Raw genomic sequence first — 14,709 nt, forward strand, 5'->3', positions numbered from 1 at the left:
ATAATATATAATTTATAAAATCGTTATTTTTTGTAAAAAAAATTGACACAAAATAACGATTGTTATGAAATAATTACCGTACTTGGCATACATTTCCTAAATAACAGATACAAAACTACCCACTGATGGATAGCCGCATCATCGGCCACGCCAAACTGTAGGTTTTTTTGAAGATATTGATTGCCAATGTACTTATCTGCTATTGAGCAGCACTACATAATAAAACTTCATCTACTGGAAAAATAGAAAGGAATTACATTAATGGATAATTCAAATAACCATAAAAAACACCGAAACAACGATAAAGCTACCACTACCTTAAAAGGTCTGGTACCTATCGAACCTAGCAAAAAACTCGTTAAAACAAAATATCCAATCGTACTTGTCCATGGGTTATTTGGTTTCGACAGAATTATGGGATACCCATATTTCTTTAATATTGCTGAATCTTTAAAAAAACAAGGTACTGAAGTTTATACTGTTGCAATTTCAGCTACTAATTCAACCGAAACCCGTGGTGAACAGTTGCTGGCTGAAGTTAAAAAAATACTGAACGAAACTCGTGCCCAAAAAGTAAATCTGATTGGTCATAGCCAAGGTGCGCCTACTTGCCGTTATGTTGCTGCGCTCCATCCTGAAATAGTCGGCTCAGTAACTTCTGTAAATGGTGTGAATTTCGGTTCTGAAATTGCAGATTTAATGTTGGAAATTCTTTCTGGCAAATTGGTTGGCCCTGCTGCTGATATGATTGTTGAAACATTTATGAAATTTATTGGTCTATTTAGTACTAAGCCATGTTTACCACAAGATTTTAGAAGCGCACTACAAAGCTTGTCAACTGAAGGTACTAACGCGTTTAATAAAAAATATCCGCAAGGTCTGCCCGAACAATGGGGTGGCGAGGGTAAAGAGCTAGAAACTAATGGTGTTTACTACTATTCTTGGAGTGGTATTATTAAATCAAACTCGCTTAATGAAGGTTTAAATCTGGCAGATCCATCGCATGCTATTTTGGTTGCATTAGGTACTTTCTTCACAAAAGAGCGTAGACAAAATGATGGTCTGGTTGGCCGTTATAGCACTCACTTGGGTAAAGTTATCTGTTCTAACTACCAGATGGATCATTTCGATGCTGTCAATCAAATTGCTGGTGCGCATCCGATTAAACCAGATCCGGTAAAACTTTATTTGGAACATGCTGCACGCTTGAAATCTAAAGGTCTATAAATTATATTTATGAGCAAAAGCTGGATCATGTGATTTTACAGGGTTCAGCTTTTTTTATTTATATTTGGCGTTTATTTGTTGGTGCAGTGTGGGAATTAAGCTGAATTTAAATAACTAAATATTAACAAGCACACTGTTGGAAATACTTAGTTGTTTATCTTTATTATTAACATACTTGTGTATATTCATTAACAACGGTTAACAGTAAGGATGTAAGTAAAGGTCCAAACTGCCATATACACATACCTGGTGATACCCAATGTACAGGAAATGGAGAGGAAGTTAATTTTAAAGCTATAGGTAATACAATTAATATTGCTAATACCTTTGATATTGTGGGTGGAGGTGATAACGACCCCAAAGCCGATATCGGTAATGGTGGCAGCATGAAGTTGACTATTCCATTAGAATGGCGCTTAGATAAATCTGCCAACTGGAAAAGTATGGGTAGTGTAAAGCAGGATATTGTGCTATGGGCCAATGGCAATATCACAATATCTAGCCGTGCGAATAGAATTCTTGTGCGAAAAATTTATGCATTCAGCCAGTTATAAATAAAGGCTGCTAGTTGTTAACTAGCGGCCTTGGGCATAATTAATTGAAAAATTTATTTTTTCAATTCTTTTGCCAGATACAACCAAGTTTCAATCACGGTATCAGGATTGAGAGAAATGGTTTCAATTCCTTCTTCAATCAACCATTTGGCAAAATCAGCATGGTCAGATGGACCCTGTCCACAAATACCAATATATTTGTTTAACTTGCGACAAGCCTGAATTGCCAGACTGAACATCACTTTAACTGCTGGGTCGCGTTCATCAAAAGTGCCAGCAATCGGGCCACCACTATCACGATCTACGCCCAGAGTTAACTGAGTCATGTCGTTGGAACCAATAGAGAAGCCATCGAAGTATTTCAGGAATTGTTCAGCTAATACAGCATTGGTTGGCAATTCACACATCATAATCAGGCGCAAGCCATTTTTACCGCGCTCCAGACCATTATCCTTCAGGGCACGAACTACATGTTCTGCTTCTTTTAAGGTACGTACAAATGGAATCATGATTTCAACATTGGTCAGACCCATTTCATCACGAACATATTTCAGGGCTTTACATTCAAGCGCAAAACAGTCTTTGAAATCATCTGATACATAACGTGCTGCACCACGGAAGCCCAGCATCGGATTTTCTTCATGTGGTTCGTATTTGTTACCACCCAACAGATTGGCATATTCGTTTGTCTTAAAGTCAGACATACGCACAATCACTTTTTTCGGATAAACGGAAGCAGCAAGTGTAGCAACACCTTCAGCAATTTTATCAACGTAAAAATCTACCGGAGAGGTATAGCCAGCAATACGGTCGATGATAGTGGCCTGCATTTGCTCATCCTGCTGGTCAAAGTCCAGCAAGGCGCGAGGGTGGATACCAATCTGGCGATTAATAATAAATTCCATGCGTGCCAAACCAATACCATAACCAGGCAAGCCGGAGAAGCTGAAAGCCAGCTCTGGATTACCTACATTCATCATGATTTTGGCTGGTGATTCAGGCATATTGTCTAGAGGTATTTCATTAACATCAACCTTCAATAAACTTTCATAAACATAGCCAGTGTCACCCTCGGCACAGGATACTGTTACTTCCTGACCATCCTGCAAGGCAGAAGTTGCATTACCACACCCTACTACGGCTGGAATACCCAGTTCACGCGCAATAATAGCAGCATGGCAGGTACGGCCGCCACGATTGGTAATGATGGCAGAAGCGCGTTTCATCACTGGTTCCCAGTCTGGGTCAGTCATGTCGGTTACCAGCACATCACCTGGCAAAACCTTGTCCATTTCATCAACGCTTTTAACCAGTCTTACTTTGCCCTGACCCACTTTCTGGCCAATGGCGCGACCTTCAACCAGAATGGCAGATTTGTCATTAATCTGGTAGCGACGCAGTACGCGGCTGTTATTTTCCTGTGATTTTACGGTTTCAGGACGAGCTTGCAGAATATACAGTTTGCCATCAATACCATCACGCCCCCATTCGATATCCATTGGACGGCCATAATGTTCTTCAATAATCAGCGCGTATTGAGCCAGCTCGGTAATTTCTTCCGCACTAATAGAGAATTTTTTCCGCTCAGCAGGCTCTACATCCACGGTCTGTACAGACTTACCTGCCTGTGCCGCATCGGTGAAAACCATTTTGATCAGTTTTGAACCCATAGTTTTACGCAGGATAGCCGGGCGGCCTGCACGCAAGGTAGGCTTATGTACGTAAAATTCATCAGGGTTTACTGCGCCCTGTACTACGGTTTCACCCAAGCCATAAGATGAAGTAATGAATACCACCTGATCAAATCCGGATTCGGTATCCATGGTGAACATTACGCCGGATGCGCCTTTATCAGAGCGTACCATGCGCTGTACGCCGGCAGAAAGTGCTACTACATCATGAGCAAAATTCTTGTGAACTCGATAGGAAATGGCACGATCATTATACAGGGAAGCAAATACATGATGCATAGCTTCCTTGACATTTTCATAGCCACTGATATTCAAAAATGTTTCCTGCTGGCCTGCAAAAGAAGCATCCGGTAAATCTTCAGCAGTAGCAGAAGAGCGCACAGCCACGCAAATCTGGTCTGTACCGGCATCTGCTACCATTTTTTCCCATGCAGCCTGTAAATCTGATTCCAGTTCAGGCGGAAATGGGGTATCCATAATCCATTGACGGATTTGTTTACCTACTCTTGCCAATTCGGCAACATTATCGACATCAAGTGCATTGAGTTCGTTATTAATCCGTTCACTCAAACCTTCGTAAGCAAGAAATTTGCGATAGGCTTCGGCAGTGGTAGCAAAACCACCGGGGACACGCACACCTTTTTCAGTGAGCTGTGAAATCATCTCGCCAAGAGAAGCATTTTTACCGCCGACGCTTTCAACATCAGTCATGCGCAAATTTTCAAACCAGATTACGTTATTACCGGCCATGATGGTTATCCAGTGTGGAGTGTGAAAGTTGAAGACGGTCTATTCTAACTAGTCAGGTATAAAATGTCATGTATTTTTGGCTATTTATCTGCTCTTTGTGAATATAGTTTAGCTTTTGTCAAACACCTTTTACTTACAAATCATTGATAGCATAAGTATTTTAATTTCAATATCGATTTTTTAGCTGAATATATCAATTTAATTTGCTTATTAACAATTTAAATTTAAATATATGACAAAAATAGCTTAAAGTATGCGTATTTATGCCGGAATAACGCAAGTTCAATGTGATTTATTTTTCCAAACCAGTTATTGAAAAAAGCCAACACTGAAATATGAGTTAGGAGAAAACTTCATTTACAATAGATAATCTATTCAACTGTCGCAATTTCTTTAACTTTGATTGTATAAATAATTATGAAACCTGTACGCCAAGTTTTTTTTGTTTCCGACCGCACCGGAATTACAGCTGAAAGTATGGGGCTAGCTTTGCTGAATCAGTTTGACAATATTGAATTCAAACGTGCTACCTACCCTTTTGTAGACACAGAAACAAAAGCACGTGAAATTGTTGCTTTAATCAATAATGCTGCAAACCATTGTGAAACACGCCCGCTGGTTTTTTCGAGTATTGTTGATGAAAATGTTCGCGAGCTGATTAAAACCAGTGCCGGTTTGCACATGAGTTTTTATGATGCTTTTATTGGAGAACTGGAAGATGAGCTGGCCACCGAGGCCAATCATTCTATCGGCCGCACCCATGGCATGCATGACACCGAACGTTACGACAAGCGTATGGAGGCAATTAATTTTGCTCTTAATCATGATGATGGTATTACAGATCGGGAATTAAAAAAAGCCGATGTGATTCTGATGGGTGTATCCCGCAGCGGTAAAACCCCTACCTGCCTGTATCTGGCACTACAGTATGGTATTCGCGCGGCCAACTATCCCCTTATTCCTGAAGATCTGGAAAGCAGTGAACTACCCAGAATGCTACAGCCGTTCCGGCAAAAATTATATGGATTAACTATTGACGCTGACCGCCTGCATCATATTCGTTCGGAGCGGCGTCCTGATTCACGCTATGCCAGCAGAGATAATTGCCGGCGTGAAATTTTAACTGCAGAAGATATGTTTCGCCGTTTTAATATTCCTTATACCAATACGACTCATAAATCCATTGAAGAACTGGCCGCCAGTATTATTCTGGCTGCAAAGTTACAGCGTCGGTTTTAAAGTTGTTTAATTCTGTGTATTTTCGCCCTGAAAATTTTCAGGGCTTTTTTTATAGTTGTCAGCCATATTAGTGTGAATATGCTGTTTAGACAGACAAGAAAAATGTTCTTTCTCGCGTGCGATTGGCATTATCTTTCAGAGCATGCAAACAGAAAAAATTTCTCTTCGATACTTTAACTTAAGAATTCTTGCCATTTTTTTCACGGCATGGGATTATGCAATACAGAATTCGGAAATTCTCTTAACTATTAAAACTTTGAGACTGATTTATGGAATTGCGCCCAGTTATTGGTATTCCGTGTGATGTGAAGCAGATGGGTAAGTGGAATTTTCACGCTGTGGGCGAAAAATACATACAGGCCGTACAGGATAGTGTCGGTGATGTGATTCTGCTGCCAGCACTGGCTGACCAGACTGTATTACAGCGTTTACTAACACTAGTAGATGGTGTTTTTCTACCTGGCTCCTATTCCAATATCGATCCAAAATGGTATGGCGAAGCTACTGCCCGTGAAGGAACACTACAGGACACGGCTCGCGACCACACCACTTTGCCACTTATCCGGCAACTTATCGACAAAGGTATACCGCTTTTCGGTGTTTGCCGCGGCTTGCAGGAAATCAATGTCGCACTTGGCGGCACGCTCTATCAGCATTTACAGGAAATACCTGGTTTTCTGGATCACCGGGAACCAGATAATCAACCAATTGAAGTACAGTACGATGATGCGCACATTGTCAACCTGCATGCAGACAGTTTATTGATGCTGTGGCTGGCCGCAGACCAGCAACAGTATGCTGTTAATTCTTTACATCAACAAGGAGTTAAAACTTTAGCACCTGGGCTTAGCATAGAAGCAACTGCACCAGATGGCCTGATTGAAGCATTCAGGATTGATGCCGCGCCGTTATTTGGCTATGCAGTGCAATGGCATCCTGAATGGCTATATGGGCAAAAACCGCTTTCTATCGCTATTTTTAAAGCTTTTCGTGAAGCATGTATGCAATATAAATTGCATAAGCAAAAGGAATCATTTTAAGGTGACTTATGTATGATGGCATATTTAACTGGCTCAAAGAACATGGTATTACTGAAGTAGAATGTATCTTGCCAGATATTACAGGTGTAGCTCGCGGCAAAATTATTCCCAAAGACAAATTCATATCTGAACCGGATATGCGCTTACCTGAAGCAGTATTACTGCAAACGGTTACCGGCGAATATCCGCAGTCCAGTCTGCTGGATGAAACTGATGCAGATATGGAATTAAAGCCAGACCCTACAACATTACGGTTTGTTCCCTGGGCGCAGGAACCCACGGCATCACTGATATTCGACTGTTTCTCCCCAGAGGGTTTACCGGTAGAGACCGCGCCACGCAATGTCCTCAAACGCATACTGAAACTGTATGAAAATATGGGGTTGGAGCCGATTGTTGCTCCTGAAATGGAATTTTATCTGATTTCGCCCAATCCTGATCCGGATGTACCGCTGCAACCACCGATAGGCCGTACAGGACGCAGTGAGTTTGGCCGGCGCTCCTATGCCGTGGATGCAGTTAATGAGTTTGACCCGCTATTTGAGGAAATATACGACTATTGTCATGAACAGAATCTTGAAGTAGACACCTTGATTCATGAAATTGGTGCCGCACAGATGGAAATTAATTTTCTGCATGGCAATGCACTGGATTTGGCTGATCAGGTATTTCTGTTTAAACGTACTGTACGGGAGTCAGCATTTCACCACAAAATGTATGCCACTTTTATGGCCAAGCCTATGGAAGGTGAACCGGGAAGTGCCATGCATATTCACCAGAGTCTGAATGACGTAAAAAGCGGTAATAATGCTTTCAGCAATGCCGATGGCACACCTTCAGATCTGTTTTTCCATTTTATTGGCGGTTTGCAAAAATATCTGCCTCTTACCATGCCATTTTTTGCCCCGTATGTGAATTCATTTCGCCGCCTGACCCGTTTTACCGCGGCGCCAACCAACGTAGAATGGGGCTATGACAACCGTACGGTTGGCTTACGTGTTCCTCGTGCCAGTGCCAAAGGCCGGCGCATTGAAAACCGGCTGGCTGGGGTGGATGTCAATCCCTATCTGGCGATAGCCTGCTCACTGGGCTGTGGCTATCTGGGAATTAAAGAACAGTTACAGCCGCGCACCCCCATGAGCACTAATGCATACTCTCTGCCCTATCAGTTTCCTACCACACTGGAAGAGGCCATAGAACGTCTGCGCCAGTGTGAACCAATACATGATCTATTGGGGCAACGTTTTGTCGAAATGTACATTGCAGTCAAAGAACAGGAAGTATCTGAATATTTTCGGGTAATCAGCCCATGGGAACGTAAATATCTACTGTTGCATGTTTGAACCACGTACATGGCCGGTTCTGCGGGTTTGCTGCTGTTCACAGCAAGCTTAGTAAACAGCCTGTATCATTTTTAACAAAGGAGTATTTTATATGACTAAAAAAACCGATACCAAACACGCCGTAAAACATCACCTGCATCCGTTTTCAGACAATGCCCAGCTTAAAAAACATGGCGTACGTATGATGGTTAAGGCTAAGGGTATTTATGTCTATGACAGTGACGGCAATGAAATCATTGATGGCATGGCCGGCTTATGGTGTGTGAACATTGGTTACGGACAAAAGAAACTGGCTAAAATTGCCGAGAAACAAATGGAGGTTTTGCCGTTTTATAATACTTTTTTCAAAACCACCCATCCGGCTGTAATTAAATTATCCGAAAAACTGGTAGAAATTACCCCGCCTGAATTTAATCATGTGTTCTATACAAATTCTGGTTCGGAATCAGTTGATACCATGATTCGTATGGTGCGTCATTACTGGACATCAGTAGGACAACCAACCAAAAAAATCATTATTGGTCGCTGGAATGGCTATCACGGTTCAACCCTTGGCGGAGCCAGCTTGGGCGGTATGAAAAGCATGCATGAACAGGGTGATTTACCCATAGCTAATATCGTCCATATCGAACAGCCCTGGTATTACGGTTTAGCCAACAACAATGAAAGTGAAGAAGAGTTTGGTATCCGTGCGGCCAATTGGCTTGAAGAAAAAATCCTGTCCCTGGGTGCGGATAAAATTGCAGCATTTGTTGGCGAACCTATTCAGGGCGCAGGTGGCGTGATTATTCCACCAGCAAGCTACTGGCCACGAATTGAAGCAATCTGCAAAAAATACGATATTTTGCTGGTAGCGGATGAGGTAATTTGTGGCTACGGCCGTACCGGAAGATGGTTTGGCTTCGAAACACTCGGCTTTACTCCCGATATCTTTACTACGGCTAAAGGATTGTCTTCCGGATATTTACCCATTGGAGCTGTTATGGTAAATGACAGGGTAACTGAAGGCCTGCTGGCAGGTGGTGATTTTAATCATGGCTTTACTTATAGCGGCCATCCGGTTTCAGCAGCAGTGGCGTGCGAAAACCTGAACATACTGGATGATGAAAATATTATTGAAAAGGTACGCACCAAAACCGGCCCATATCTGCGTAAACGCTGGCAGGAAACATTCAGCCAGTTTAAATATGTTGCAGATATCCGAGCAGAGGGTCTAATGTGTGGTTTCACTCTGGTAAAAAACCGCGAAACGCGAGAATTTTTTGAAAATTTTGGTACCACCGGTTTAATTTGCCGTGATATCTTTTTCAAAAACAATCTGATTTTCCGCGCCTGTGGTGACCACATGGTAGCGGCTCCACCGCTGATTATTTCCAAAAAGGAAATCGATACCATGCTGGCCATTGCCGCTACCTGTATGCGTGAATTTGAAGAACTCATGGATAAAAAGCTGAGCAGTGATGCTGATAAGACAGCCTGACATTCACACAGGCAAAAGACCTGAGCTAGGACTCAGGTCTTTTTAATTCAGTTAACGCTGAGGCTTTACAGCCATGCTAATTATACCCCATGCCTTTTAAAGCCATATTGGTTACCGAATTCAACCCCAGATTCGCAGCATTCTGTGGCGTTAAAGTAAGCGGAACAGTCCGTTTAACCAGCACCAGACCATAAACTGCGGCCAAATGCGGCCACCAGCGGTTACCCATATACTCGATGGCTTGATGATTTTTCCCGAAACAGCCAGGGATGCCATAACCCATAAACTTTCCTTCTTCAAGATACAAGCCATATTGTTGCATCCGGCTCACTACAGCACTTGCAGATAAAAGATTTAAAGCTGGCCGGCTGTGTATGCAGCGCTTATAAAACAGGCGCCAGTATCCCTGAACATTCAGCCCAGTTAGGATAACATGACCTCCCGGCACTAATACCCGTGCTATTTCCGCTATGGCTGCATCATGACTGGATATCATATCCAAACCATGCGGCCAGATAATTGTATCCATACATGGTTGTACCCAAGGTAAAGCCGTACTGTCAGCAACAATAGCCACATTTGCATCAGCCTGTACGCTTTGTACAATATACTGCGACTCTGCGGCAAATACATTCTGAAACTGCCACCGTGGCAAGCCGCATTGCATAATAGTTCCAAAACGCAATACTGATAATTGATGCCTTATAAACTGCTGTTCAAGCTGGCTAAGATACAAACCAAAAGCATGCTCTGCCAGCCAGTTTTCCAATCTCGGATAACTCATTCACAACACCATTGCGCATATGTTAAATAAATATCATAGCCATTTAAAAGATTCTATCGCATTTGCAACATTACTGTAAAAATAGGGATTTATCCTTGACTGTTAAGGAATTCCTCTTTAATATTAATGGGATTTTGCATAAATTTTACGGTTATACGAATGGCTCAATTGAAGCATATGGTACTGGCACTCACTAGCCTGGTACTCGCTCCCTCTATCTCATTTGCCCAATCTTACACCAGTAATGGCATCGGATTATCAATCATGAATTTGAATGCGGCCACCCTTAAAGGCAAAGCGCATCCTGCTCATGATATCTGGGGGCGTATGCGTCAGGATTTTCGTATGACTGAAGTCAATCCTGAAATTGTTCGCAAGCATGAGCAATACTATTCAAGCCACGGCGACTATTTCAATCGTACCATTCTACGCAGTCAGCCATATTTATATCACATTGTGAATGAGGCAGAAAAACGCCAGATGCCGGCTGAAGTAGCTTTATTGCCTTTTATTGAAAGTGCTTTTGTCAGCAAGGCAAAATCTCGCGTGGGTGCATCTGGATTATGGCAGTTTATGCCCCACAGCGGCCGCCAGTATGGACTGGAACAAACCAATCTTTATGATGGCCGTCATGACGTATATGCTGCTACCGATGCTGCTTTAACCTATCTGCAATATCTTTACAGCCTGTTTGGTGATTGGTCGCTGGCACTGGCTGCTTACAACTGGGGTGAGGGCAATGTAGGTAAAGCCATCAAACGCGCCCAGCTGGCCGGCATTGCTCCTACCTATGAAAATCTGCGTATGCCTAATGAAACCCGTAATTACGTGCCTAAGCTGCTGGCTGTACGCAATATTATTGAAAATCCACAGGCATTTGGCATCCATCTGGCTTCCGTACCAAATCGTCCTTATTTTGAAGCCATCAGTATCGACCAGCCGATTGATATTGATGCGGCTGCCCGCTTGGCCAATATTTCTACTTCAGAATTCTTAACACTCAATCCAAGCTTCAAGAGCCCGGTATTCATTCCCAAAGAAAACCGCAAAATGCTGCTGCCGATTACCGCAGTGAATACCTTTGAACGTAATTACCGCAGCGCAGATAAAAGCAGCCTGCTGTCCTGGAATGTCTTTAAAGCTTTTGCACCTACCAGTGTGGCAGATTTAGCAGCCCAGACCGGCATGAGCAGTGCAGAAATCAAACGGCTGAATAATCTTAGCAGTAACACTGTTCCAGCCGGACGCAGCCTGCTGATCAGTAAAAACAGCTTGAATACTCAGATTCTGGATTCTTTCAGCAACAGTGATACCGACCCATTGCTGAATATTGCCATGGCACAGCCTGTGTTACCTCCCGGCACATTCGTGACCCATCCTACTGTAACAGTAGCCCAGTCAAACAATATAGTTAGCAATAATCAGGAAGCCCTAACTATTACCCGTACATCTACGGTGGCTACCACTGCGCTTAATGCCGAACAGCCATTGCCGGAAAATACAACAACACAGACAGTGACAGTTGCTACTGCTACCACCACACCAGCAGCGGCTAATTCACCAGCACCATTAGCAGCAGAAAATAGTGACGCATTGATGCAAATGGCACAGACTGCTCAACTACAGGCCGCCGCTGCCGCTTCTGTACAAAAAGTACTGGCACAGGCTGAGCGCGAGGAAGCACAGGTTTCCCGTGTAGCTGAAAACCGTTCTGAGCGTGCTGCACGCAAGATAATTAATGTTGCCGACAGCCGCCGTAATGTAGCCCATAAAGTGAACAAGGGTGATACTTTATTCTCAATTGCCCAGCGCTATAACATCAATGTTGCCGATCTGGTAACGGCGAATAATCTGCGAGGCCACAACCTACAAGTGGGGCAGGTACTGAAAATTGATACTAATGTTAACAGCAAACGCATGCTGGCTTCAGCACGCAGGACTGGCAATAGCAAGACCAGCATTATTCCAGCGTCCTATACTGTAAAAAAAGGCGATACCCTTACCAGCATTGCCCAGCGTCTGAATATCCCCGTAAGCAAACTCAAGAAAGTTCATGGTAAGCAGGTATTACGCCCGGGGCAAAAACTTAAACTGACCAATATGTAATCTAGTTTTTTGTCAAAGCTTCAGTGCTAAAAATCAGGGTTAGTGCTCAATGCACTAACCTTTTTTATTAAAAGTAAATCTGCTTAGTTCTTTTGCGGAATGAATATACAGGTAGTTGCCACCCCAATAACCATTATCGTACCGGCCAGAACCTGCATACCCACAGACTTTTTAAGCAATATAATTGCCATTATTATTAACCTGAAAACCGTTTTCAGTGCCAGAAAAATACCACTTACACTGACTGAAGCATTTTCTAGTCCTTTATTCCGTCAGCATCAAGCAGTAACCAGAGTTCAATCAATATTCAGTTAAACTATTGCATCCATGTCCTGAATGGAATAATGCCCCACATACACCCAGCACCAGTATCACTGGGTCACCAACAGTATTATCTGTCTGTAACATTAAAGCTGTTGAGATTTTAACGTCCATTCTGTGCAACATGTTCTGCCGCAGACGAATCCAGACAGCCTTTTACAATAGCCGAAGTCAACACCAGCACAGTACCAAGCCATGCAATATTGCTCTTGTCTTTTCCTGTTTACCTTACCCCAATCCCATACTGAAAAAACCACAACATTGATTTCCTACCGATATATTGACCAACGTATTAACAACCATCTTTATTTCCCCCATCACGACTCATAATTAATATTATTGGATATTCCGTGGGCAAAAGCATGCATATTAGCAGACACAATTTTTTATAAACTGCTAGAATCCTGACAGCAGGATTCAGAATTTGATTAAGTCCTTTTCAGACTTCAAAGAAATTTTTAATTATGTTTTATTTTAGTATTAATAGCCCAGACAACCATCATCTTGGTTTTCTGGTGTTGATGGACGAAGATGATTCCACCTATACCAGTGGTGCTACCGGTTATTATGCAATTAAAGCACAGGCAGATGAGGCAGACCGGCAAGCATGCCCGGTACAATGGCAGATATTGCAGCAGTTGTCCCAACATAACAGCCTAAGCTGGTACAGACAGTCCGATTATGTGCAATTATGTGATGCTGAAAACAATATTATCGGCCGTTTGCAGCAACAGTATCTTAGCCTGTGCGGCCAGCATTTTCTGCTGAACGACCTCACCGGCACCCTGTAACCATTCAGTACCTTTTTGCAAGGTCATATATGCCTACACCTGATATATTGCCATCTGGCAACCAGTTTGCTTTTGCCCATACCAGAAGGTTCCTGCCGCTGTTTGGTACCCAGTTTTTTGGTGCATTTAACGATAATCTGTTTAAAACCGCCCTATTTGTGCTGATTAGCTTTTATGGCCTGGGCGCAAACTCCTGGCTACCTGCCAGCCAGATGTTAAATGCCGGTGCCTTACTGTATATTCTGCCCTATTTTTTGTTTTCTGCCCTATCTGGCGAATTATCCAACAAACTGGATAAAGCCATACTGGCGCGCTGGATTAAAGCCGCAGAAATCTGCATTATGCTGGTAGCTGGCCTTGGCTTCTGGCTGCATTCGGTAGCAATATTAATGCTGTGCCTGTTTCTGATGGGAACACACTCTACTCTGTTTGGCCCCTTAAAATACGCTATTTTGCCCGAATACCTGCCACAATATGAATTACTGAATGGTAACAGTCTGATTGAAAGCGGCACCTTTTTGTCTATCCTGTTGGGGCAGATTTTCGGTACCATCCTGGCAGGCACTGACACAACCTGGTTGTTTGGTATTCTGCTGTTTGTGGCCATATTAGGGCAACTGGCCAGCATGTTTATGCCACGCGTACCGGCACAGATTCCCCAGCAGTATATTGATGCAAACCTTTTGCGCAGCACTAAACAGCTACTCAAGCAAACCTATCAGCAAAAAAACGTCTGGGTAGCCATAATCGGCATTTCCTGGTTCTGGCTGATTGGTTCGGTTTACATTACTCAGCTTCCCACTTTCACCCGCCTGAATCTTGGCGGTAATGAGGCGGTATTTAATCTGATGCTTACTTTGTTTTCATTGGGCATTGGTAGTGGTTCGATTGCCTGTGCGCGCCTGAGCCGGCATCAGTTACATCTTAGTCTGGTTATACTAGGTACGCTTGGCATGAGTATCTTTGGTCTGCTGCTGGTGTGGGTCACTCAGGCACAGCATAGTCTGCCCATTGAGGGTATCAGCACATTTCTGAGCCGACCCAATAGCATAATGGTTATGCTGTGCATAATTGGTATTGGCTTTTGCGGTGGTTTCTTTTCCCTGCCTCTATATACATGGCTGCAAACGGCCAGCAGCAATGAATTCCGTGCTCATGCAGTTGCCGCCAATAACATTATTAATGGCCTGTTTATGGTCTGTGCAGCAATATTGAGCGCTGTGCTTATCTGGCTGTTTAACAGTATTAATGCCCTGTATCTGATTGTAGCTTTGGGAAATGTGCCGGTTTTATTTTATTTATGGTGCAATCAGGAATTATGCCTTGATTTTAAGAGATTTATTTTACGCAAATATTAAAACCTTTACTTGACAGCTTTAAATT

Annotated in this window: 11 protein-coding genes; 9 read left to right on the forward strand and 2 right to left on the reverse strand. The window is 43.0% G+C overall.

Going from position 1 to position 14,709, the window contains the following annotated elements:
- The first annotated feature begins 261 nt into the window (after positions 1–261).
- Entirely contained in the window at positions 262–1,227 is a 966-nt protein-coding gene (locus BGI33_RS03440) for an esterase/lipase family protein (RefSeq protein WP_100089940.1), read from the forward strand.
- 335 nt (positions 1,228–1,562) lie between these two features.
- The gene (locus tag BGI33_RS03445; protein ID WP_100089941.1) at positions 1,563–1,781 is read left to right on the forward strand and encodes a hypothetical protein; all 219 of its coding nucleotides are present in this window, start codon (positions 1,563–1,565) and stop codon (positions 1,779–1,781) included.
- A 53-nt stretch (positions 1,782–1,834) separates the two neighbouring features.
- On the opposite strand, the gene ppsA is transcribed toward BGI33_RS03445, so the two are convergent.
- The gene (ppsA, locus tag BGI33_RS03450) at positions 1,835–4,222 is read right to left on the reverse strand and encodes a phosphoenolpyruvate synthase (RefSeq protein WP_100089942.1); all 2,388 of its coding nucleotides are present in this window, start codon (positions 4,220–4,222) and stop codon (positions 1,835–1,837) included.
- A 417-nt stretch (positions 4,223–4,639) separates the two neighbouring features.
- Between ppsA and ppsR the strand changes: the two genes are divergently transcribed.
- The 4 genes from ppsR (at position 4,640) to BGI33_RS03470 (ending at position 9,324) form a co-directional block, all read left to right on the forward strand.
- Entirely contained in the window at positions 4,640–5,461 is an 822-nt protein-coding gene (ppsR, locus tag BGI33_RS03455) for a posphoenolpyruvate synthetase regulatory kinase/phosphorylase PpsR (protein ID WP_100089943.1), read from the forward strand.
- Positions 5,462–5,730: 269 nt separating this feature from the next.
- Entirely contained in the window at positions 5,731–6,501 is a 771-nt protein-coding gene (locus BGI33_RS03460; protein ID WP_100089944.1) for a gamma-glutamyl-gamma-aminobutyrate hydrolase family protein, read from the forward strand.
- An 8-nt stretch (positions 6,502–6,509) separates the two neighbouring features.
- Positions 6,510–7,844 (forward strand): glutamine synthetase family protein, encoded by a 1,335-nt coding sequence (locus BGI33_RS03465; RefSeq protein WP_100089945.1) that lies wholly within the window; start codon positions 6,510–6,512, stop codon positions 7,842–7,844.
- Positions 7,845–7,935: 91 nt separating this feature from the next.
- Positions 7,936–9,324: an aspartate aminotransferase family protein gene (locus tag BGI33_RS03470; RefSeq protein ID WP_100089946.1), complete on the forward strand. Its 1,389-nt coding sequence runs from the start codon at positions 7,936–7,938 to the stop codon at positions 9,322–9,324.
- A gap of 76 nt (positions 9,325–9,400) precedes the next feature.
- On the opposite strand, the gene BGI33_RS03475 is transcribed toward BGI33_RS03470, so the two are convergent.
- Positions 9,401–10,108 (reverse strand): class I SAM-dependent methyltransferase, encoded by a 708-nt coding sequence (locus BGI33_RS03475; protein WP_100089947.1) that lies wholly within the window; start codon positions 10,106–10,108, stop codon positions 9,401–9,403.
- Between the two features lie 159 nt (positions 10,109–10,267).
- On the opposite strand from BGI33_RS03475, the gene BGI33_RS03480 reads away from it, so the two are divergent.
- The 3 genes from BGI33_RS03480 to BGI33_RS03495 all read left to right on the forward strand — a co-directional run bounded on the left by BGI33_RS03480 (position 10,268) and on the right by BGI33_RS03495 (position 14,684).
- Positions 10,268–12,214, forward strand: a complete 1,947-nt coding sequence (locus tag BGI33_RS03480) for a lytic transglycosylase (RefSeq protein WP_100089948.1) — start codon at positions 10,268–10,270, stop codon at positions 12,212–12,214.
- A gap of 785 nt (positions 12,215–12,999) precedes the next feature.
- Positions 13,000–13,326, forward strand: a complete 327-nt coding sequence (locus BGI33_RS03490) for an HLGFF motif protein (RefSeq protein WP_100089950.1) — start codon at positions 13,000–13,002, stop codon at positions 13,324–13,326.
- A 29-nt stretch (positions 13,327–13,355) separates the two neighbouring features.
- Positions 13,356–14,684, forward strand: a complete 1,329-nt coding sequence (locus BGI33_RS03495) for an MFS transporter (RefSeq protein ID WP_100089951.1) — start codon at positions 13,356–13,358, stop codon at positions 14,682–14,684.
- The last annotated feature ends 25 nt before the right edge of the window (positions 14,685–14,709 follow it).

Source organism: Snodgrassella alvi, assembly GCF_002777425.1.
GTDB lineage: Bacteria > Pseudomonadota > Gammaproteobacteria > Burkholderiales > Neisseriaceae > Snodgrassella > Snodgrassella alvi_B.